Consider the following 22,828-nt stretch of genomic DNA (forward strand, 5'->3'; position numbering starts at 1 on the left):
TAAGGTTATTTCAGTATGCTCCTTGATTGAAAATTGATAGAAATGGCAGTCCGATGACTGCCATTCTCACAATTATGCTTTTAGTGATATTACTTGTAAGTCAAGGTGAAGGTGGCCGTGGCATCAGCTCTACCTGGAGTGACTTTGGATTCAGTTTGGATATATCTTGCCTTCAGTGGAATGGTAAAAGTTGTTCTATTGTTATTTAATAAAGTATAATTTAAAAGATTTCCAAATTTTATATATTGGTTAAACCCATTGGAGAACTCGGCAAGCTGAATGGCAACCCCTTTAGCACTATTCGTTGTTGACTTTATGCTCATAATGCCTTGACTATTATCGATTATGCTTGTATTCGGGGATATGGATACGCCCAAGATGTTTTTAGTGTAAGTTCCAGTATTGGATGCACCAGTAGTGTAATTATAGTAGGTATTATTGCCATCATTGAGGGTGCCGTAAAACCTCGGACAATTAGTTAGCCTGATAGATGCATCGACCCAGCCTGTTGTTGCTCCGGTTGTGGTTAACTTATCCCCTATTTTATGTTGTCCCATGGGAACATTTACATTCGAAACATTGCAAGTTTGTGATACTATATTGATGGTGCCTTGTATTTTAACTCTTGCCCATAAAAAATTTGTACCGGGTGCTTTGAACCTTATAATACCGGTAGGTAAGTTCATCCCTCTAATTGTACCAGGCCGTACATTTCCTGTTTTAATTAACAGCAAAGTTATATGAGAATTGTTATAGCGGTAATCACGATTTATATTTTCGTGGGTGGGAGTTTTAAACTTCTTATCACTTGGAAATGGACTGTTATTAGCAGCCATCATTACACCAATTCCTGGTACTCCAGTTTGATAAATGGTGGCTTGCGGATAAGGCCCTCCCTTCCACGGGGAAGCTGAGTATGGTCGTGAGCTATAGCTATGTTCTATATAAGCTTGATATGAAATGTTTGAAGCATTGCAATATGCTGATAGCGTTTGTCCTGACAAGAAATTCTGCTTAAAAATAACAGTACCATTAGGCATGTCAGGGTTAACTGTTAAATTGTTAACAGCCAAAGGCATTTGGGAATCAATAAAATTTGAAGTTTGCGAGCAATCGACGGCTTCAACCATTTTAGGTTGCATCACAAGACTTAAGAAAATAAAAAAAATACCAATAAATTTTTGTATATTATTCATTTGGATTCACCAGGTTCTTTAAGCTAAACTGACCCTTATTGTTGGTAGAGTTATTTCTAATGACAAATTGAGTTGAGTTTATGAACTCCATCTTGTTTTTCTTCCTTGATTTGATAGTCAATTGCGCAGTTTTCCAGTTCAGACCATTGGATATTCAATTTTCCACTATTTTGCTCAACTCTGGCATAGAGTATGCCCCCTTGGCCTACAGTGCCAATATGATTATTTTGACTATCTGTAACATAAGCCCCAAATGGCAATGGCTTTCCGTTATAAGTTGCTTTGACTAGAATCAAACTACCTTGCTTGGTCTTATAGCTTAACTTCACCACAGCTCCTGCATGAGGGGCTACTTTTTGAGAGGTAGACTCCAATTCGACCCCGGCCGGGGTTCCTTTTGGATCGATATTAATTTCATTTATCTGATAAGGTTTCAAATAAGGAACTGCAGCATAACCATTGCTATCAAGGTGAATGCCAGGATATGCAGATACACTTGCCCCCTCAGCACCTATAGCCTCAACTAAAGCAAAGGTGTTTGCCACATAGGGTGTTAGAGTCAATCCGCCTGAGTGAGCTATGATAGTGCCATTTATCCCTGCAGCAGCGCTGTTGTAGTTATCTCCATGGCTATAACTACCAGTCACTGTGGTTGCATGCCCCCGATAATTGGCGTTTAGTGAATGACTGGTTCCGCCTTTATCCGTCTTGGTAATAGTTGCTCCATAACCTAATTGACTCTCTGCACCATATACACCTGATACTGCTAACTGCTGGCTATTATCGCCATTGGTGTTATGGGAAAGATCTACCATCATCTGTGGCGAAAAGTTACTTTTCCCAAGGGGTAGACTCAAGCTCAATAAATAGTTGGTTTCTTCTGTTCCTATACTGGAAAAGCTACGGTTTATACTCAAACCATAAGACAAAAATTTATAACGGTTATTGTATCCAAGTTGGTACTGTTTCTCAGTTCCTTGTTGGTTCCAATAGTTTTGTATTGAACCGCTCAGGTAAAATTGCCCCCAATCTTCGGGCAGACTCTGTGCTGCTGTAATAGTAAATCGATTCTTGGATCTGGAAATCAAATCAGGTGAATAGCCTAAAGAGACTGCATCACGGGTTTGCATTGCTGTCATAAAGTCCATATATCCATCGGTTGAGAATCGATATGCTGCCAATGATAGATTGGTATTTGTTTCGCTGATGGCCTTACTGTAGCTTAGTCGATAACTTTGTCCTGTTATATTTTCTACTTTTTTATTAATATCCATAGGTTCAACGCCGTCTCCTAAGCGGGTTCTTGCGTGGGTAATATCCATAGCAAATGCACCGATAGAAGAACCTATTGCGCCACCAAGTTGCACGGCGTAATAATCGTCACTGGCCTGAAATCCACCATAACTAGTGAAGGCATTATTAACACCATATTGATAAGTTGCCTGATAAATATCAGGATCACTTAATAAGTTATCACTATGAATTTTACCTGCTGTAAATTCATAATGTATTGTACCCGGCCTTAACAACTGAGTTACAGAAGCATAAGGTACTTTAAATGAGTGTTCACTGGCATCGGATTCTCTAACAGTAACAACAAGATCCCCACCAAATCCGGTAGGATAAAGATCGTTAATCAGAAATTCACCTGGAGTTACATTAGTTTCGTAAATGATTTGATCATTTTGGCGGACAAAAACTCGTGCGTTCGTTTTCGCTACCCCCCTTATTTGAGGTGCGTAGCCTTGCTGAGACTCAGGTAACATTCTTCTATCGCTTGCCAAATGAAGGCCAACAAAAGGTAAGGTATCAAAGACTTGCCCAGAAGTATTTGATTGTCCGACTAAAGCACTACTTCTCCATGAAGGGATATCACGTTGTATATATGTATTGATAGCGTTATAGTTCTCTCTTCCCCCTTCAACTGAAGAGTAGTTACCATTATGTCTTAGTTGCCATGCCCCAATATTGATTCCTGTTCTAAAGTTTGCAAATAAAGAGTTGTAATCTTCACCATGGGAACGGCTGCTGTAACCATTGATATTGTATCCAAAAATACCGGAGTTGATGCCTTCATCCCATAGTTCAGGACTAACTTCTCCCCTTGCTTTATTGTACAGATACGCTTGAGGAAGAATAATATCAAGGTGTTGAGTTCCGCTATCATAGTTAACGTTTGCCGTGGTGATATAACTTTTCAAGTCAATGCATGAGTCGATGTTTTTATCAATGGATATGGGTAATTCATCTGGATTGAGTTGAATATCTTTTATCAAGTTTCGACTCAGGCATGGGTATACTTTTTTATTATTGTTTACCTTGAATTCAATATTGTAATATCCAAGTAATATCTTATTGATATATACTGCAGACTTATAATTACCAGGAAGGGCAGATGCGCCATCTTGAAAATAGCTTAAATCGAAGCTATCTGATCCAACCATATTCAATAGAGATGAATCAAAGGTAACGCTAGTAGATGATGCGCCAACAGATGTGGAGGTCTCAGCAAGAGTTATCCTACAACCAAATGATAGTGTATAGCTTACGACTAACAGTGTAATGAAATTACTTATTGATAACTTTTTCAATTTGACCTCGATTTAGTTATTTGGCTAATGCTAATATTGTTGTCCACATTAGCCTGATAATTATTTAACTAAATATTCCAAAAGTTTCATGGCGCCATAATCATTGATATAAGTTGCTTCAATTTTATTTCCAGCTTGATTAGGTAATTGGAAATCCAAAGATGAATATGGTGATACCATCTCGCCATCTATTTCTTTTTTATTGGATACAATTTTTGCAAAGGAAATATGGAAAGGGGTTGGGTTATCAACTCTGATAGTGTCATTGTCAAGTCGGTTGAAACTAATCTTTTCCATAGAGTCCTTAACATCCAACTCTAATGAAATTGGTCGGTAAAACAGCTTTATTCTTGTTCTAAATGCCATTTGTATATAATTTTCATTGCTTTCGGAACTTGGCTTGGCGGGGATTTCAAGTACGTTTAGCCAAAATAAACTCTCCCTATCAGTTGGAAGAATATCTCCTGTGTAACGTATTCTTAGATTTTGTCCGTTATCTGGATCAATTCTATTAACTGGAGGAGTAATGATAAATGGAACATTGATAAAGTCAGGCTTTGTATCAACTTCACCGCTGTCAATCCAACTTTGAACCAAAACAGGAGTTTCTCCCCTGTTATCCAGTTTTACACTCACCTCATTCGCATCAGAAGGGTAGATTACACGAGTGCCAGTAATGACCACACTGGCTAATGCTTGTGGTGCAACTCCTATAGTAAATATTAATGAAACTATAATTAGAATAAGGTAAAAGAAGCGAAACACAGTGTTGTCCTTTTTGATGATAGAGGGGGGGAGCTCCCCCCTCTATATCTCTATTTAATAAAAGGTTTACTTATATTGGATTGAATAAACTACTGATGAATTAACTTTACCAGCAGTTACTGCATTCTCAGCATAATATTCTACAGTGTAAGGCAGTTGAGCCTTACCTCCGGCAGTGGTCGGCAAGTTGACATAAGTGTTTGATGTTGTTTGAGTCGAGTCGCCAACTTTGATTGCTGCATCAGATGAAGCGTCACGTAACTGCAATGTCACGTTACTTGCGGCATTAGTTGGCGCTGTATTTTTAAGACGACCAGTTGCTATATTGACTGCCGAGCCCGACTCGAAGAAAGCAGAACCCTGAGTCATAGTACCTATTGCAGTACATTCACTTAACTCAATGGTAAAGCTGGTTTTCCCGGCGGTATTACCAGCCGATTGAAGTTGGCTATTACTGACAGTTGGCAGTGTTACAGTGGCGTTGCTAGTGCCATTAACCGTAGCATTACAAGTGGCTCCAGTGATTTCACCAACGAATTGAATTTGACCTGTTGATGCTGCATTGGCAGTTCCCAAAGAAGCATAACCAGCTAAAGATACCGCTAATACAATTATTTTCTTCATATGTTTACCTATTAATCCTTAAGATTTAAAGAATAGGTGGTATGCGCTTGTATACTTGCAGAATTTAGAAACCTAGGTAAAACCTAAAATCTCAAAATAAAATTTTGAGCTCTATATTATTCAAGCTAAGCTCGAACCACTTCGAAGGTGATACTACAATTAATTGTTGCTAATATGAAAGGGGGAGGGGGGTAGATCGGAAATAACATTAACCCTATAGGAAAAGTCCTACAGGGTTTGTTGTTGTTGAACTGGGCTTTATGTTTTAGGGACACTTTTTTGAGTGTTTGGTTATTATTATATTGTCTTTGGTGCGATTTAAAATGTCTGTATTTAATCCTTATGCTATGCTGGCGTACTGTAAAAAGCAAGCTTGATAAGTTGTTGATACAGAGAATGTCACAATATAAGTCAGTGACAGCTTATTATTTAATCACAATAGCTTTTACTTAACTCAATCAATAGTATTGTGCCATTTCAATAACTTTAAAGTTTTAAGTCTGTTTTAGAGCATAAAATCCATTGGTTCTCTTTTCTCTGAGTTTAGATATGCTTTTATATCTCGAGCAAGGTGTTCCAATGAATCACTGAGCGAAACCAAAGTTACACGGGCTTCCTCTATGGTTTCCGCATGTTCTAACTGCTCGCAATGTTTGACGATGGAGGTAGCTGAGATAATCTTTGCCGCACCTTTAATTTTGTGGGCTACGCTTTTGCTATCATCTTCATCCCCCTTATTCAGTGCCGTTTGTAATTTTATTAAATCTGCCTCATTGGCATTTAACAGTTCCAGCAATAACTGCTCTGTTAGCTCCAGGTTTCCGCCAGTTAATTTGTCCAAAGTGCTTGGCAGGAAGCTAGGCTTGAGCGGTTCTTGCTCGAGCACCAGGTGGAGGTTATCCAAGGCTTTTTTCAACTCAGCTAAACTGATAGGTTTAAACAGGCAATCATTCATGCCTGCAGAGATACAGGCTTTTTTGACTTCCAATTGGGCATTGGCTGTGTAACCTAAGATAATCGCCGGTGAAAGATTACGGCTTTGTTCCAATTGTCTTAGCTTGCGGCTAAGCTCATAACCATCCATCTCCGGCATATTGCAATCGGTAATGACTATTCGATAGGGGTGTAGGTTGAAGAGATGGAGAGCTTCCTGACCATCGTTCGCTTCATCAATGCTGTGCCCCAGATATTTAAGTTGCTGTGACAACAGCAGCCTGTTGGCCGGATGATCATCCACTATCAACACATGCTGTACTTGTGCCGTAGGGATTACATCTGAGGAAGGGAATGTTGGGCTTTCTTCAGCTGCAGCTTCATTGGTAACTTGTAAAGGTATTCGGATATTGATACAAGTCCCCTGACCCGGTTCGCTGACCAAGTTAATTGAACCGCCCATCATTTCACACAGGGAGCGACATATGGGGAGCCCCAGACCTGTCCCTCCTTTATTATGGGCACCATTTTGAACCTGAACGAAAGGTTTAAATAAGTCTTGTTGTTCCTCTATTGGCATACCTGTTCCAGTATCAGCGACTTTGAAAACCAGCTCGGTTTGACCTTTGGAATTTTGCGATTTAAGCGCTGAGAGGCAAACATTACCTTGGTCGGTGAATTTAATGGCATTACCAATTAGGTTGGATAAAATCTGCTTAACCCTTAGAGGATCTAACAGTGCATACTTAGGTAGTTCAGGATCCATCTCAAGTATTAATTGTAAGCCTTTTTGAATCGCTATACCTTCGAAGATACGAATTACAGAATCCAGAGTTTGCTTCAGCTCCGTCTGTACTGGGTTCAAGCTTAGCTGTCCTGCCTCAATTCTAACTATATCGAGAATATCGCCTATGAGTTCCAGTAGTCCTTTGGCTGAATCATAAGCAACACGAATAGACTTAAAATCATACAGATTTTTCTGAGATCGTTTCATCGATAGCTCCAGCAAGCCAATAATCGCGTTCATAGGTGTACGTATTTCATGGCTCATGGTTGCCAAAAATTGAGTCTTGGCGACACTGGCTTTCTCTGCCTGTTCCTTGGCCAAGTTTAACTGTTGCATTAATTCGACGCGGTCGCTGACATCTATCCATCCACCTATAATACCCTGGATCTGATTTTGTTCGTTTTTATAAGGTCGGAACCAGTGGTAAACATCAATAAGTTTTCCATCCAAATATATGCGCCTGTCTTCGTAACATGCTCTGTTTTCACTAATAGCTTGGGTATAATTTTGATCTATCAAGTGAACATCACTTAGCCTATCACTGTGTTCCAACACAGTTCTATTTATCAAGTCATGAGCTGATACTTGGAAGAATTGTAAATAACTTTGGTTGCAGAGAATTAGTTGGCGTTCTGTATTACGGACATAGATAGGGTGGGGAATACTGTCGATCACCTCTTGCATAAATATAAGTTGTTGTTGTAGTTTCTTTTTAATCATAAGCCGTTTTATATAGTGGCTGCGGGTAAACCAGGCCCAGATTAAAGATGCAGTAATCAATAGTATTGCAGCAACAGTAATTGAATAAATAGTATATTTGTAATCGCGCCAAGTCTCTTGTCCGGGAACGGCATTGCTGCGCCATCTATTCCCTATAGATTGCAATTCATCGGCAGGGATTATGGCCAGAACCTTATTGAGAATACTGATTAATTGAGGGTTGCTCTTACTCGTGGCGAAGGCCGCAGTTGCCGGTGGTAACTCGTCAATAATGCCTTGTATTGCAAGTTTGTGCCCATAATAGTGATTGACATAGTAGTCTGCGATTCCAAGTGGAGCTATAGTGGCATCTACTTTACCTTTTAAGGTGGCTTCCAGGGCATCCATGTAGTTGCTTACTTCTACCACCTCTATTTGTGGTAACACTTTAGGCAGTATTTCCGAGGAGATATGTGCTACTGGGAGGGCGATTTTTAAGTTGGTTTTTTCCTGATTGAAGTGAAGACCTTTTTGGGAGATAAAAACAAAAGGCGCATTAGAAAATTCTTTAGTGAATATCAGTTCTTTTTGGCGCTTATCCGAAGGAGATAACAATGCTAGATCGGCACTTTTATCTTGCAGACGCTGCTCAATTTCATGGAAATTTTGTGTCTTGATAATGACGGTATCAATTCCGCTATAAAGCTTGATGATCTCCAAAACGTCAGCCGCGTAACCGTGTAACCTGTCATTCTGATCAAAATAGGTCATAGGTGCATTGAACTTATTGGCCGCAATTCTTATCGGTTGATGTTGCTTTAGCCAAGCCAGTTCCGTTTCGCTCAGATCCAGATCGAGCTTTTTTCTGGACAGATTCAGGCCGCCTCCACTCCAACGTTTTTTGATGGCCCAATGTTCACTTTCCGGGAGTTGCTTCAATGCTTCATCTATTATTTCTTTAAGTTGCTGTTTATCATTACTTAAGGCAAAGCTTAAGCCTTGGGGCTCAACGGGCAAAAATTTCGTTATCCGCAACTTCTTGGCAAAATAGTTGTTAACTATGTAGTTGGCTGAGAACAGATCCATGATTACGGCATCAGCTTTACCGAACACGGCAGCGGCTACTGTTTTTAGTTTGGAGGGATATCGAGTGATTTGGGCTTTGGGGAGAAGGGGGGCAAGGTCGACCTCCGGCAGATAATCATAAGGCATAGCAATATTGGTTGGAGTCTGCTCTGCAGCTAGTTTTTCTGAAGTGCATAATACAGCTTGATTATCGACATAAGCCTGACTTAGCAGCAACCCTTGGGATGCTTCGTAACCGGAGGCCCCGGTTAGCAGATCCAGTTTACCGGCCTTGATAGCTAAGATAGCGTCCTCTTTGGTATTGAATAAACGTAGTTCTATTTTGAGCTTAAGGGCTTCAGACAAAAGCTGCAGGTAATCGGCACTCAAGCCCTCATAGTAGTCACTGTTACCATCCATGGTCATATCGAATGGTGGGTTATCCGGAGTAACAACTCCTACTCGGATACTTTGCTGTTGTTGTAACCATTGCCACTGCTCATCGGTCAGGATTATCCTAATTTTACTCATGCCGGCATGGCCAGAAATGCCTGGAGTATTCAACTCTGTCCCATTGACCTGCTGTGAAACTAAAGATAAAAAAATCAATATTAAGTAGAGCGCCTGGATAAGAGGGGCTTTTTTCATATGATATGGTTTCTCTTGGATATTTCGATAAGATCGACCAGGGTACGGGCGTTAAGCTTTTCCAGTAAACGGGTCTTATATGTACTTATGGTTTTATTGCTGAGTAACATGCGATCGGCAATCTCTTTATTGGATAGGCCGTGTGACAACTGTTGAAGTACCATCATTTCTCGGCCAGATAGTTGTGCCAATTTATCTGACTCCGGCAGTTGTTTATTTTGTTTATGATGGATGAAGGCGTTATTTGGAAAGTATGAATATCCGGATAATACTGCTCTCAGCGCTCCCAGAACCTCTGTTAGATCCTCTTGTTTAGAGACAAAACCAGAGGCTCCGGCCTGTATGCAGCGGGTGACAAAATATTCAGAAGGCTGTGCCGTCAGCACCAGTATCTTTGGTGGTAAATCCAAACTATTCAATCGGTTAATAACCTCAAGACCATCTAGTTGTGGTATGCCTATATCCAGAACAACGGCATCAGGTTGGTGCTCTCTTATGAGTTTTAGCGCATCTACTCCATTATCTGTTGTGGCTGTGACATGAAAGCCATTTTGCTCGAGTATGATTTTTATAGCCATAATCACTACTGGATGGTCATCGACAACAATAATGTTCTTCATATTATAAACTTCTGTCCCTCTAATCATTCCAAATCAATTGTTACAGAATAATTTTCATATGTAAGTAGGATGTTTCCTACCGAACTTTCAGCCTTTTCTGTTGGGTTTTGCATTTATTATAATATTAGCGGACTTATATTATTTCAAAATAAATTAGGAATAGTGTGAGAAAGACCATTTACGGTGTGTTGGCGTAAATTTAGCTATATAGGATTTTATATAAACTTAATAAAAGAATTCTTAGTTATTTTTACTGATAAATGATGCTAACTGCTATTTATATCCATATCAGTTTTTTTGGCTTAAATAATGAAGAAATGCAAGGTGTTGGTGCTTGAGGATCATCCTTTTCAACGCACTGTGCTGGAGCACAACCTCAAGTCGTTAACTTGTGTGGAAGTCTTCAGCTTTGGCTGCGCGACAGCCGCTTTTTCCTGGCTACAGCAGCATAGGGAAGTCGATATCGTAATTTGCGACTTGATGTTGGCTGGAACCGATGGTTTGTCTTTTTTGCGCCAGGCTAGAGCCAGGTTCAAGATCCGTGGGGTAGCCCTTTATAGTGATGTCGACAAAGATCTGCGCCGGGCTGTCTCCCAGATGGTTAAACTGTTGGGGTTTCAGTATCTTGGTGATTTAGCCAAATCACCGACGATTGAAAACTTGAGCGCTATGATCGAATGTTATCGTGAACTGAACGAACCGCAGACGGTATCACCTGAACCAGAACTGCTTCCAAATTGGTTCTCTTTGAATTTCAGAGATTTTAAGGAAGCGGTCACTGAACATCAGTTCGTTGGTTTCTACCAACCCAAGTTCAGTGTCACGGATTTACAAATAGAAGGAGCGGAAGTCTTGGTGCGTTGGCAGCACCCCGTGTTCGGGTTATTACATCCTAATCTGTTTATCGAACCTCTCATTCGTTATGGCTTGCTGGATGAGATGTTTCTCCAATTATTCCGTCAGGGGATTAAATTGCAAAAGCGATTGTTGGAACAGAACTATCGCTTATCACTCGCCTACAACCTGGACATTTCCCAATTAAACTCCACTGAGCTCGTATATCAAATCTCCAAATTGATCCGGGATTATAAACTTCCACCGAAACTGGTCACTATAGAGATAACGGAATCAGGCCTTATATTGGCGCCGGCCCTCAATATGGAAAACTTAATCCGTTTACGCATGCTAGGATGCGAATTGGCGATAGATGACTTTGGTGCTGCTTATTCATCTTTGGCTCGCCTGTGTGAACTTCCTTTTTCGCAAATGAAGTTGGATGCTTGTTTTGTGGCCGGTCTGGATACTGAGCCCAGATGCAAAGCTGCGATATCCAGTGTGATAGCATTATCTGACTCGCTCGACATGCAGTTGGTTATCGAAGGTATTGAAACGGCTGCCCAGCTCAAGCTATTGCAAAACCTCGGTTGCAATCTGGGCCAGGGGTTTTACTTTTCTCATCCATTGAGCGAGGCTGACTTTTGTAAACACTTCTTACAAAATGAACTTTTAAGGCTTCATGGTTGAATTTAGCGCCGCAATAAGCTGCTGGCGCTGCACTTTGAGCCCCTCGGCAACCTGTTGCGGCCAGGGATAATAGTGTCTCGGGCGCTTAAAGCGAGCCAGCTTGTCTGCCAGGAAGGCGGTCAGTTCGGCTTCGCTCGGCGCCTGTGAGCCTCGATAACGCAAAATGGCGGCCGGCAGTAAGCCAAACTCAGGGTTATCTTCACCAAAGACGATGGCATCCAGGATGGCAGGGTGCCGTTTCAGCGCCGCTTCCACCTCTTCCGGTTGAATATTCTCGCCGCCGCAGATAAACATATTGTCGACCCGCCCCTGAATATGCAGCAGCCCATCCTGACTCCAGAAGCCTTTGTCCTTGGTGCAAAACCAACCGTCTTGGGTCTCTTTAACTATGCTGCCATCCGGCTGCAGGTAACCCATAAACAGGGTCTCGCCCCTGACCCAGATAACTCCCTGTTCTATTTTGAGCTCGCGCCCGGGTAACAGGCTGCCACTGCTGCCATCGCTGCGGGCCATTCCCGTGGTGATCTGCGAGCCCATCTCTGTCATGCCGTAACTGGTAAAGGCTTTCACCTTCAAGGGGGATAGCCTGTCCAGCAGGCCTTGGCCTATGGCGCCGCCGCCGAGTAGCAGGCACTTCACTCCCATAAGGCTTTCCGGGCTGTCGTCCAAAAGGCGTTGCAACTGGGTGGCTACCAGCGAGAGATGAGTGATGGCATCACGCCTTAACTGCGCCGCCATAGTCAGCTTATTGTCCGGCAGCACCACGGCTGCGGCCGCCAGGGCGCAGCGATTGAGAATGGCCAGGCCACCGATATGGAACAGCGGCAGCGAGAGTAACCAGGCATCACCACTCGCCAAGGGGATCAACTGCCGACTACCATTGGCGTTGGCAATATGGTTGTTAAGGCAGTGGACTGCGGCCTTGGGGCAGCCACTGGAGCCCGAGGTAAGAATAATATTGAGCGGCGTATCGGCCGAGACAGTGGCTATCTCGGCTGGGATACAATTCGATTCGAGAATGGCAAAATCCGCCTGCACTCGGGTGATATCCCGCGTTTGCCAAAGCTTATTCCTGGCGTTATCCGGACACCAGATAAAGCGAATATGTAAACGTTCAAGCAGCTCCTGGAGCTGACTATCCGGAAACTTGGGTGACAGCGGGCAAAAGAGCAGCCCCAGATCCAAACAAGCCCAATACAACAACATCAGCTCGCGGCAGTTAGCGGCCACACAGGCCAGTTTATCCCCGCGCTGCAACCCCAAGGCTCGAAGCTTAGCGCCGAGTGCCAATACTTGCCGGCTTACTGCCTGATAACTATGGCTGATACCGCCCTCTACCAAGGCGACGGCATCCGGAGTCTGTTGGCCACTGAGGTGAAGGGGCGAGTAGGTCATGTGCTTTCCTGTTACTGAAATTGGGGGTTGCAGAGGCTGTCAGAGCTTGGCGGTTACAGACAGGGCCATTGACCCAAGAGTTCCAGCTCAGCAAAGTCCAGACGGGGTTTATGGCCTTGGCCGACGATAATATCGCGTCCGAAAGGCGCCAGAGTATCCAGTCCGGGGGCTTCGTTGGGGGTCAAGAGGGCACTGACCGCCTCCAGATCGGCAATTCCCAGAGAAGATTCCAGGCTGGAACTCAATAGGGCGCGCACGCCGGCCGCTTCGGCCTGTTCGATCAGGGTTTGCAGTCTGGTTAAGCTGCCGAGCAACATCGGCTTAAGCACCAGCGCCGTGAGACCGCTTGCGAAGTCATTGCAGTCAGGTACAAACTCACTTTGCAGCAGAGTTTCATCCAGGGCATAGCGGATCCCTGTGGCCTTGAATAGGGCAGGGTTATCGTCGGCGCGGCGGCAGGGTTCCTCAATATATTCAATGCAGGCCTTGGGCAGACAAGCGCAAAAATCCACAGCTTGTTGATACTCAAAGCCCTGATTGGCATCCAGCCTGAGTTTGAGATGAGGTTTGGCGGCCAATACAGCATGGATCAGTCTGAGCTCTTGCTCCATGCTGGTCTGGGCGACCTTGATCTTGGCTCTGAGAACCGTATCGGGAAGCGCCGCCAGCCTTTGTTGCAGTAGCGCCAGTGGCTCTTCTTCCCTGTGATAGATGAGTGGAATGGTTTCAAAGGCCGGCCAACGCTGTGGCAGTTGTCCCTTGAGTTTGGCATCGAGCAGACTTAGCCCCCAGGCGAGCGAGGGATACTGACAGGCATCGGCCGCCTGACTCAACTTAAGTTCTTTGGCGGCCAGTGCTGGCATCAGCGCCAAGGCTGCTTCTGTCACCTCTGTCAGTGATTCACGGCTGAACCCCAGCAGTGGCTCGCCGTTGGCATCCAGGCCGCTCAAGGGGGCGACTTCCACAAAATGTTCTTCATTGCCGCAACTGGCCTTGATAACCAGCCCGGCTCTCTGTTCGATTCTTTGCTTGCCCACAGGTAGTGAGGTTTCCAGCGGCAGCCTATAGCGGGCCAGTGACAGTGAGTCTGGATGCATCATTCACCCCTTGAAATCGCGTTCAGGGCGCCTTTGAGCGCCATGGCAAAAGCGCCGGGTTGGGCCTGATGGCTATTATGGCCCGCATCGGCAATGGTATGCAGCTTGAATCCGGCTTGTGGCTGCCAGGCCTTGGCAAGAGCGCTAAACTTGGAATCCAGATCCCCTAGGTAGTAGTGGCTTTGGCAGGCAAGCTTGGCCGGCACTTGGCGCAGATCCTGTTGCAGTGCCAGTGAGGTGGCCTGGTAACAGTTAATTAGGCCCAGTGGCTGCTGATGGCGGCGTTTTTCGATTAAACCTTCTCGCTCGGCGCTTGATAGGTCGGCAAATACCGCTTGCTGATACCAGAGGGCCAGCACTTGCTCAATCGGCATAGTGTTAAAACGTTCGGCCCACAGCTTATCGGCCATCGCCCTCTGGTGACGTTCATCATGGGATAACAGGCCAGGATGACAGGACTCAAGATGCAGGCTCAGCAGTGCTTCGGGCCAGGTTTGCGCCAGATGCAGCGCGATACGGCCGCCAAGCGAGTATCCCAATAAGTGAAAACGTGGGATGCCAACCTTGAGCAGTGTATGACGCAGCAAGGCAATACAGTCATTGAAGCCTGGGCTGTCGATTTGGATATCACCGCTGCGGCCATGGCCCGGGAGATCGACCGCAATACAGTAGTAGTCCTGACTCAGGTGCGGCAGCAACTCGTGCCAATCATGGCTGCTACCGAGAAAACCGTGCAGCAGCACCAAAGGCGGCTGGGTTGCTGAACCCTGAGTCGTTGTGGCTAACATTAGCTTTGCTTTACCCATTGGCCTATGCTGGCTATCTGGTCGCTGGCCTGGGTTTGGCTGACGCAAACCTCAATAACCGAGGCGCCGTTATAGTTGAGCGCTTCACTGTAGGCATCCATAAAGCCCTGGAAGTCTTCCACCCTATTGTAGGGTAGGCCAAACATGGCCGCGCCATAACCAAACTCCAGCCCGTGGCTTAATCGGTAATAGTGAGCCCTTACTTGCTCATCTGGTACCGGCAGAATATTGAAGATATTGCCGCCATCATTGTTGAGTATCACTATCACTAATGGCCCCTGAGCCTGGCGTGCCAATGCCAGAGAGTTGAGGTCGTGCAGCGCCGATAGATCGCCGAGCACCAAGGTGGTGGCCTGGCCCTTGTGGTGGGCGACGCCGCAGGCACTGGCCAGCAGGCCATCTATCCCCGAAGCACCGCGGTTGGTATAGGTGATGGCGGCGCAGCAACTGATGGGCGCGAACATATCATAAAGCCGTACCGGTAAGCTGTTACCGATAAACAGCTGCTGCTCACCGGTGCGGGTTGCCGCTATGGCTCTTATCACCTGAGCCTCACCGAACTCGCCGTTATCGATTTGGCGTACAAAGAGCTCATTGAGCGCCTCATTCTGGGCGGTGAGCTCCAGCGCCCAATTGGCGGAGGACGAGCGTGGCCACTCAAGGGCGGCTATCTGTTGCAGCTCTGCCAGCCAGATCTGCTTGGGTTTATGGCTGGGATCCAGGCGCATCTGCTGCGGCAATACTTGCCAATATTGGTGCCAGTTCTGCTGTTCCAGATAACTTATCAAGCGTTTCGACAGCAGGCGTCCACCAAACACCAGTGTCCGGTCGGCCTGTTGCAGCAGGGCTCGGCCCTTGGGGTTGAGCAGCAGTTGGTCGACATTGCCTATCGCGGCAGGATGTTGGCGCAGCTGAGACTGGGCATCTGTCAGCAGCGGCCAACCGAGTTTGCTGGCCAGTTCGACCAACTTTTGTGGATTATCGGCACTGTCCAGAGTGCCGGCGATGATAACCCCCTTGCCGTGAACAAAACGCGCCATGGTATCCCAACTTGGGACTTGTCCCATGCCTTTGGTGGCATATTGGTTATAGGGTGTGCTTGCCTGTTGCCAGCTCGCCAGAGGTTGCAGGTAGTGCTCTACGGCTTGGCTTCTGGGGGCATCCAGGCTGCTTGGGTAAAGCGGCTCACGATACATACAATTGATGTGGACCGGCATGCTTTGGTTGGCCACGGCTTCATCAATCTGAGTCAGCAGTGCCTGAGGGGCTATGGCCAGATCCGGTGTCGGCAGGTTCAACTGCTTGGCATATTGGCCGTATATTGCCGGTTGGAGTATGGCTTGGTTGGCGCCGCAAGCTATCAGCTCCGGCGGTCTGTCGCCGGAAAGCACGACCAAGGGGACTTGAGTCAACCAGGCCTCAACGATGGCCGGATACAAGTTGGCCACGGCTGTTCCCGAGGTGGTGATAATGGCGACCGGAGCCCGACTGGCTTTGGCGAGTCCGAGTGCCATAAAGCCCAGTCCTCGCTCATCGAAGTGCAGATGTTGTTTCAGTTTGTCCTGGCGGGCGGCTGCCAGCGTCAGAGGCGTGGAGCGCGAGCCCGGCGCCATGCACACATGCTGAGCCCCAAGGCGTGCCAGTTCTTCAAGTATGAGGGAACCCCAAAGGAGATTGAGTTCGGCGTGAGAATTGATTTGCATAAACAGCTTACCCAGTATCGAATGCTCATTAGTGTACCGCTTTTGGCAACGCTATTGTATGAACTCTTGGGCAAATCTGTCTGTATACTTCAAGTCGTAAAGAGCAGGCTGAGATCCTGTTTAGATTGTTATCACAAGTCTACAGCAAGGTCCCGATCACCAAACGCAACTGTGAACGAATCCATTCCAGATCCGGGTCTTGTTGGCCGCTGGGGCTAAGCAGTGTCAGTGTCAGTGGCTCAGTGACATTGAACAGCCGGGTGGTTTCCATTTCCGACAGCTTGCAAAGGTGTAACAGGGGCTCTTCGCCCAATAGATCGAATACCGCCTTATAGGGCACCAAGGCCACCGCCTGTGAGGCTTCCAGATAGGCACTCAGAGATGAGATCCCGGTGATAGTCATCTCAACATTCAGATCCAGATTGTTGATCCGGCAGTAGTCTTCAAATGGGCTAAGACTGTTGGGCCCAAGGCCCAGATCCGTATTGATATAGGGATATTCGGCAATGGTTTCCAGGGTTAGCTCACGGGAGAGCAGCGGATGATTTTTGTTGCAGATAAGGTAGAGGCTATCCAGTTTTCTCAGAGCTTCTATCTGTAATTTGCTGCCGATAGCTTGCAACTCTTGAGGGTAATGGCAACTGCAGAGTCCTGCACTGATGTTGCCGTCTATTATCCCTTGCAATGAGTTGCAGCCCCAGGAGTTCAAATTGATATGCAACTGCTTGTTCTGTTGTTTAATGGCCTGCATCAACGCCTTGGGGTAGGCGTAAGAGATAAGCCCAGGGGTGACCAGCTCGAAGTTTTTGTTGCCTGCAAATGCTGGATTGCCAAGCTGATTGAAGCCCTTGGCACAGTTCACTATTTCTTTTGCAATAGGGTAAACCTTGGCCGCAAATTCATTGGGAATAAGGCCATATTTCTTTCTTAAAAATAGTTCGTTACCAAAAATAGATCTGGCTGTTTTTAAACAACGGCTTATTTTAGGTGCGGGTACGTTTAAAAGTTTTGAAACGTGTGTTGCAGATTTGTTCTCGTATAAGCTAACAAGAATGGAAAGACTTAAAATATCCAGTTTTTCAAAGTCAATATGGTTCATCTGCAATACTCCTTTAGTGGTACATCCGACATCTATATTAACCTGTTTTTTCAGAAAGAATAATTTTATTCGAAGCTATTTCCGATTCTGTATTCTAGATCACTAAATGCTGTTTTTTTGACTGATTCAAGGAGGTTTGTGAGAGAGGTTCTCATTAAGGAAGGTGCGAATAAGTCCGAGATGTGAGATCATCGTGTTGTAACCTGAACCCAGAATGAGTAACCGGATGAGCCAGCAACTGACTTTTGCCGACAGTGAGTTTTCCAGTAAACGCCGCCAGACCCGCAAAGAAGTTTTCCTTGGCAGAATGGATGACTTGCTTCCCTGGGACAAATTACTTGGCGTTATCGAGCCTGTGTATCCCAAGGCCGGTAATGGTCGCAGGCCCTATCCGCTGGAAACCATGCTGCGTATTCACTGCATGCAGCAATGGTACAACCTGAGCGATGAGGCCATGGAAGATGCCCTCTATGAAATCGCCTCCATGCGACAATTTGCTCGCCTGTCACTGGATAAAGCCATTCCAGACCGCACTACCATCATGAATTTCCGGCATTTGCTGGAGCAGCATGAACTGGCCCGCAAAATCTTCAGTACCGTTAATCACTGGCTAGCAGAGTGTGGCGTTCTAATGACCCAGGGCACCTTGGTGGATGCCACCATCATTCAAGCCCCCAGCTCTACCAAAAACAAACACAACAGCCGTGATGAAGACATGCACCAGACCAAGAAAGGTAACCAGTGGTACTTCGGCATGAAAGCGCACATTGGCGTGGACGCCAAAAGTGGCCTGACCCACAGTCTGGTGACCACGGCGGCTAACGAGCACGACCTCAATCAGGTTGGCAAGTTACTGCATGGCGATGAAGAATTTATCTCAGCCGATGCTGGTTATCAGGGGGCCGAAAAGCGCGATGAGCTCAGCGATGTCAGCGCAGACTGGCTTATCGCCAAGCGTCCCGGCAAAGTGAATGCATTGAAGCAACACCCGCGCAAGAACAAGCTGGCCATCCGTTACGAATACCTGAAAGCGAGTATCCGAGCGAAGGTTGAGCATCCATTTCGGATAGTAAAATGTCAGTTTGGTTTCGTCAAAGCCAGGTACAAGGGGCTGGCTAAAAACGACAGTCAACTGGCGATGTTATTCACCCTAGCGAACCTGGTTCGAGTTGACCAATTGATACGGGCACAGGCGAGATCTACCTGAAATGAGGAAATTGGCCTGAAACAGGGCCAAAATCAGCCACGAAGAGACGATTTTGGGCTGAAAATTGGAAAATTGAGCCACAGGACGTCGATAAAGGACGGTTTGGGGCGTCATATCGGGAGCTGCGGACCACTTAATCGCAGCTTCCTTAACTATGTATATTTCAAATAGTGAAATAGTACATTTTCAAATATCGCATTGTCTAAATGTTATTTCTAATTTTTAGCAGTGCGTTTTCTTTAAAATGGTAATGTAGTCAGTGTCTTATGTTTTGAACTTTCAGTCTTTTCCTCAACGGTTATTTGATGGTGATCAAAATTCATATTGCTGTAGATAGTAATAATTCAACTGCGCAATTAAGCGTATTAAAACTAAAAATGATGTTTGGAGGGTTATTATATGGATACTTCAGTTATTCTAAGTTATGCCTTTATCTATTTCGTGCTTTTTATTGCAGTGCCATTCGTGCTGGTGGTATTTGTAATGACTTGTATCAAGTTCTTTAAGTCAGACGAAAAAAACGCCGAAGAGATAAAGCTCAAAAATCGGTTCTTTGACAAGCAGAGTTTAGACTTTTTTAAATCTCTGAAGTCTTTAACCAATGGTCGATACGAAGTTTGTAGCAATGTGGCGTTGGAGTCAGTGGTTGATATTGACCCACATGCGACCGCGAGCCACTCGCGCCTGGACTATGTATTGATAGATCAGAATTCTTCAGAAATAAAAATGGTAATTTCAGATTTCAGTGATGCTGAAAGCGCCAACTCAAAGAGCCTACTCGAAAAGCTCAACGTTCGCCTCATCGATATGAAACGCTCTAATCCTCTGGATGCACAGCACCTTGAGCAGATGTTGACGGCTTAGGCTGCAATAACGGGTGGCGGTTTAGACCGCTACCCTTTAGTCCCTGTTATATCCAATTGAAAGTGAGGACCCGAGATGTCCAGTATTCGATGGCGTGCAATATTAGGCGCGGCCTCTATGACCTGTTTGTTGGGGGTAAGCGGCATTGCATATGCCGAGACCGCGTTGAAAATCAACAGTGATCCCTGTGTGAAGTGTCACAAACGCAATGGCTTAATGCAGGGACACCATGGTCAGGACCAGCTCAATATGAGTTGCAGCACCTGTCATGGGGAAAAAGGAAAACATCCAAGAAAACCTAATGATTTAAGAGTTTTTACTCCTCAGGAAGGGATTGCTCCTGCAACCCAGAATGCCACTTGTCTCAAGTGTCACCAGCCACAGAAATTGGCTGAGAAAGAGTGGACCCACAATGTTCACGCCGACAAGTTGAGCTGCGCCGCCTGCCACAAGCTGCACCCGTTGGACGATCCAATGAAGCAAGCAACTGGCACACAGCACAGCAAGCTGTGCCGTGACTGTCATACGGTCAACTAAGGGGTAAGAGTAATGGAAAATTCCAGAAGACGTTTTTTAAAAGGGGGCTGTGCCCTGATGGCCGGTGCCTCTCTCTATCCATTGAGTGGCAATGAGGCGGTTGCCAGCGCCGATCATGACTCTGGCATCAACTATGCCCTGCTCCATGATGAAACCAAGTGTATTGGCTGTAATGCCTGTAGTGATGCCTGCCGGGAAGTGAACCAGGTACCTGAAGGGGTTTCCCGGTTGGAGATTATTCGCACTGGCCCATATGGTGAATACCCGAACCAGTTTTACCACTTTAGCCGTAAGTCTTGTCAGCACTGTGAAGACGCGCCTTGCGTCAACGTTTGCCCAACCGGTGCGGCGTTTAAAGACAAGAAAACCGGCATTGTGACTGTGGATGCCTGGAAGTGTGTTGGTTGCCAGTACTGTATTGCGGCTTGCCCCTATCAGGTGCGCTTTATTAACCCGGTTACCAAGGCGGCCGACAAATGTGATTTCTGCCGTGAGACTCAACTCAAGCAGGGCAAACAGCCGGCCTGTGTAGAAGCCTGCCCAACCAAGGCTTTGGTATTCGGTAACCTGAAAGATCCGAGTTCAGAAGTGGTGCAGATGATTCGGGCCAACCCAACCCAGAGATCCAAGGTTGATCTCGGCACCCGGCCCAAGCTGTTCAAGATTGTGGCCAAACAGGGGGAGATTAAGCTATGAGTCCTTTTCATTTTGATACTTTGGTTTGGCACTGGCCCATTGCGTTTTATCTGTTCTTCGCCGGGGTATCGGCGGGCGCCATGTTCTTTGCCGTATTGCTGAAAAACCGTTGCCTGAAACAGGATGCCTGGCGTTCCGGCTTTGTCCAGGCCGCTTGTTTGGTCGCCCCACTTACTGTGATGGCGGGTTTGGGGATCTTGGTCATTGACCTGACCAAGCCGTTCCATTTCTGGAAGATTTTGGTGTTCTATAACCCCACTTCGGTGATGTCCATCGGGGTGATGATCCTCATGGTCTATATGGTGTTTATGTTCGCCTGGATTGCCATGGTGTTCCGTCAACCGATAGATGACTGGTGTGAGCAGCGCTTCCCCGTGGTGCTCAAAGTGACCGGATTTTTGGCCAAACATGAACCCAGTTTAACAGGTTTATTGGTGATCTTGTCTCTGGCGCTGGGGGCTTATACCGGCTTCCTGCTGTCGGCTCTGCCCGGTTACCCCATGCTGAAGAATCCGGTATTACCGCTGCTGTTCCTGATCTCCGGTCTATCTTCCGGTGCGGCGGCGTCTCTGCTCGGTGGTGTGCTGCTCAAGGGTAACCCCGATGGCAAAGAAGTGCACTTTATTCACAAGATAGAGATCCCACTGATCCTGGTGGAAATTGCGGTGATCTTCACCTTCTTTGTCGGGCTGGTGCTTACCGGTGGCCAAAGCAAGGTTGCGGCCTTCAATGCCATAGGGGAAGGTTTCTGGGGTTGGGTGTTCTGGCTCGGTATCCTGGGTTGTGGTCTCTCTATCCCATTAGCCATGAATCTGTTTATGACCGCCACGGCCAAGCGTAAATGGTCTTATGTGGCAGCGACAGCAACCCTGAGTCTGTTGGGGGTCATTTTGCTGCGCCACTTCATCCTGTACACAGGACAAATGACGATTGCTTAACCCCCATAAAAAGGAAAATGTGATGTTGAAAAAAATGCTTCTGATGATGGCTCTGGGTTTCTCCGGTTCACTGCTGGCAGCCCCAATAGCTGATTCTCACACGGAAATGTCCGGCTGCGAAGCCTGCCATAAAGATGGTTCGCCTTCCGCCGATTATGCCTTTGAAAACGAGCAATGTGCTTCCTGTCACGGTGATATGAAGTCGCTCGAAGGTGAGGCACACAAGAAACATGATGGCGTGCTCAGCTGTACTGACTGTCACACAGCTCACGAAGAAAAAGACCCGGCAGCGGGTTGCAAAGACTGCCACTAATAAGAGGTTAAGGAATGCGGCGGCTTTGCAGTCAAGAACAAGCACCGCCGCATCCTGAAGCAACGTTATTACGTTGCAGACAAGGAAGTGATTGGGCAGGAAGCCACTTTGTTATTGCGCTTTTGACGCATTTCCCGATCCTCCACGGGACTCGCCACCTATTGAGCACGCGGGTGGCTTTTCTTGGTTTTAGCTCACTGATTATTAATCCACTCGCTCATCACCACATGGGTTTTAATCTTCACTATCTCGGTATGAGTATCGATATACTCGCGGATCTCATGTAGTCGTCGCATGGATGGCGTTTTGACAAACACCAGCAGATCCATGTCGCCGGAGATACCATGGCAGGTCACGACTTCCGGAATGGCATGAAATACATGCACCACATCGCTGCAGCGGGGGCATTTGTGTTGAATTTCAAAGTAGGCACTCACAGCTTCTTTTTGGGATTCGCTGAGCAGCAATTGGTAACCACGGATCACCCCATTTTGCTCGAGTTTCTTGATCCTGTCCGAGACGGCGCTGCGGGACAGTGACACTTCGGCTGCCACATCTGAAATGCTCCGGCGGGCGTTTTTTTTAAGCGCATTAATGATTGCTTTATCGAACTTATCCATGCTACCTGACGTTTTGTGTGTTTTTTGCTGATTTGCCGTCATTTCGTCGGCTTAAAAGCCGTATTTGACGGAAACGAATGACAGAAATTCTGCCGGAGAAC

General features: G+C 46.2%; 19 protein-coding genes. 7 read left to right on the plus strand and 12 right to left on the minus strand.

Features of this window, described 5'->3' with window-relative positions; all coding sequences use genetic code 11:
* Positions 1-89 precede the first annotated feature (89 nt).
* From WKR14_RS00640 to WKR14_RS00665, 6 genes are all read right to left on the minus strand, one after another.
* Positions 90-1,196, minus strand: a complete 1,107-nt coding sequence (locus WKR14_RS00640) for a fimbrial protein (protein ID WP_224866824.1) — start codon at positions 1,194-1,196, stop codon at positions 90-92.
* A gap of 56 nt (positions 1,197-1,252) precedes the next feature.
* A complete protein-coding gene (locus tag WKR14_RS00645) occupies positions 1,253-3,787 on the minus strand; it encodes a fimbria/pilus outer membrane usher protein (protein ID WP_224866826.1) in 2,535 nt (844 codons plus the stop codon).
* A gap of 60 nt (positions 3,788-3,847) precedes the next feature.
* The gene (locus WKR14_RS00650; RefSeq protein ID WP_339087206.1) at positions 3,848-4,552 is read right to left on the minus strand and encodes a fimbrial biogenesis chaperone; all 705 of its coding nucleotides are present in this window, start codon (positions 4,550-4,552) and stop codon (positions 3,848-3,850) included.
* Between the two features lie 66 nt (positions 4,553-4,618).
* Positions 4,619-5,176 (minus strand): fimbrial protein, encoded by a 558-nt coding sequence (locus WKR14_RS00655; RefSeq protein WP_339087207.1) that lies wholly within the window; start codon positions 5,174-5,176, stop codon positions 4,619-4,621.
* Between the two features lie 505 nt (positions 5,177-5,681).
* Positions 5,682-9,308, minus strand: coding sequence for an ATP-binding protein (locus WKR14_RS00660; RefSeq protein ID WP_339087208.1), 3,627 nt, complete (start codon positions 9,306-9,308; stop codon positions 5,682-5,684).
* On the minus strand, positions 9,305-9,928 hold the full coding sequence (locus WKR14_RS00665; RefSeq protein ID WP_101053195.1) for a response regulator transcription factor: 624 nt from the start codon (positions 9,926-9,928) through the stop codon (positions 9,305-9,307). Before WKR14_RS00665 ends, WKR14_RS00660 begins: the two co-directional genes overlap by 4 nt.
* Positions 9,929-10,237: 309 nt before the next feature.
* Here WKR14_RS00665 and WKR14_RS00670 point away from each other — a divergent pair, with 309 nt between their 5' ends.
* Entirely contained in the window at positions 10,238-11,452 is a 1,215-nt protein-coding gene (locus tag WKR14_RS00670) for an EAL domain-containing response regulator (protein WP_101053193.1), read from the plus strand.
* Here the strand turns inward: WKR14_RS00670 and menE are convergent.
* The 5 genes from menE to WKR14_RS00695 all read right to left on the minus strand — a co-directional run bounded on the left by menE (position 11,435) and on the right by WKR14_RS00695 (position 17,315).
* Positions 11,435-12,847, minus strand: a complete 1,413-nt coding sequence (gene menE, locus WKR14_RS00675; RefSeq protein ID WP_339087209.1) for an o-succinylbenzoate--CoA ligase — start codon at positions 12,845-12,847, stop codon at positions 11,435-11,437. The genes WKR14_RS00670 and menE overlap by 18 nt on opposite strands.
* 53 nt (positions 12,848-12,900) lie before the next feature.
* Positions 12,901-13,944: an o-succinylbenzoate synthase gene (gene menC / locus WKR14_RS00680; RefSeq protein ID WP_101053189.1), complete on the minus strand. Its 1,044-nt coding sequence runs from the start codon at positions 13,942-13,944 to the stop codon at positions 12,901-12,903.
* Complete coding sequence (menH, locus tag WKR14_RS00685) at positions 13,944-14,732, minus strand: 2-succinyl-6-hydroxy-2,4-cyclohexadiene-1-carboxylate synthase (RefSeq protein ID WP_339087210.1); 789 nt, start codon at positions 14,730-14,732, stop codon at positions 13,944-13,946. The genes menC and menH overlap by 1 nt, the downstream gene beginning before the upstream one ends.
* The gene (menD, locus tag WKR14_RS00690; RefSeq protein WP_339087212.1) at positions 14,732-16,453 is read right to left on the minus strand and encodes a 2-succinyl-5-enolpyruvyl-6-hydroxy-3-cyclohexene-1-carboxylic-acid synthase; all 1,722 of its coding nucleotides are present in this window, start codon (positions 16,451-16,453) and stop codon (positions 14,732-14,734) included. The genes menH and menD overlap by 1 nt, the downstream gene beginning before the upstream one ends.
* A gap of 139 nt (positions 16,454-16,592) precedes the next feature.
* Positions 16,593-17,315 (minus strand): LysR family transcriptional regulator substrate-binding protein, encoded by a 723-nt coding sequence (locus WKR14_RS00695; RefSeq protein ID WP_339087213.1) that lies wholly within the window; start codon positions 17,313-17,315, stop codon positions 16,593-16,595.
* A 463-nt stretch (positions 17,316-17,778) separates the two neighbouring features.
* Here WKR14_RS00695 and WKR14_RS00700 point away from each other — a divergent pair, with 463 nt between their 5' ends.
* The 6 genes from WKR14_RS00700 to WKR14_RS00725 all read left to right on the plus strand — a co-directional run bounded on the left by WKR14_RS00700 (position 17,779) and on the right by WKR14_RS00725 (position 22,107).
* A complete protein-coding gene (locus WKR14_RS00700; protein ID WP_000082736.1) occupies positions 17,779-18,759 on the plus strand; it encodes an IS5-like element ISEc68 family transposase in 981 nt (326 codons plus the stop codon).
* A 399-nt stretch (positions 18,760-19,158) separates the two neighbouring features.
* Positions 19,159-19,623, plus strand: a complete 465-nt coding sequence (locus WKR14_RS00705; RefSeq protein ID WP_039035723.1) for a hypothetical protein — start codon at positions 19,159-19,161, stop codon at positions 19,621-19,623.
* 75 nt (positions 19,624-19,698) lie between these two features.
* Positions 19,699-20,160 carry a cytochrome c3 family protein gene (locus WKR14_RS00710; protein ID WP_039035724.1) on the plus strand — a complete coding sequence of 154 codons (462 nt, stop codon included), beginning with the start codon at positions 19,699-19,701 and terminating at the stop codon, positions 20,158-20,160.
* A 12-nt stretch (positions 20,161-20,172) separates the two neighbouring features.
* Complete coding sequence (locus WKR14_RS00715; protein WP_025010745.1) at positions 20,173-20,856, plus strand: 4Fe-4S dicluster domain-containing protein; 684 nt, start codon at positions 20,173-20,175, stop codon at positions 20,854-20,856.
* On the plus strand, positions 20,853-21,794 hold the full coding sequence (gene nrfD, locus WKR14_RS00720) for a cytochrome c nitrite reductase subunit NrfD (protein WP_101053179.1): 942 nt from the start codon (positions 20,853-20,855) through the stop codon (positions 21,792-21,794). The genes WKR14_RS00715 and nrfD overlap by 4 nt, the downstream gene beginning before the upstream one ends.
* Before the next feature lie 22 nt (positions 21,795-21,816).
* On the plus strand, positions 21,817-22,107 hold the full coding sequence (locus WKR14_RS00725; RefSeq protein WP_025010747.1) for a cytochrome c3 family protein: 291 nt from the start codon (positions 21,817-21,819) through the stop codon (positions 22,105-22,107).
* A gap of 194 nt (positions 22,108-22,301) precedes the next feature.
* On the opposite strand, the gene WKR14_RS00730 is transcribed toward WKR14_RS00725, so the two are convergent.
* The gene (locus WKR14_RS00730; RefSeq protein WP_028780007.1) at positions 22,302-22,727 is read right to left on the minus strand and encodes an Lrp/AsnC family transcriptional regulator; all 426 of its coding nucleotides are present in this window, start codon (positions 22,725-22,727) and stop codon (positions 22,302-22,304) included.
* Between the last annotated feature and the right edge of the window lie 101 nt (positions 22,728-22,828).

This window comes from Shewanella chilikensis, assembly GCF_037953065.1.
In the GTDB taxonomy this organism is placed as follows: Bacteria; Pseudomonadota; Gammaproteobacteria; order Enterobacterales; family Shewanellaceae; genus Shewanella; species Shewanella chilikensis.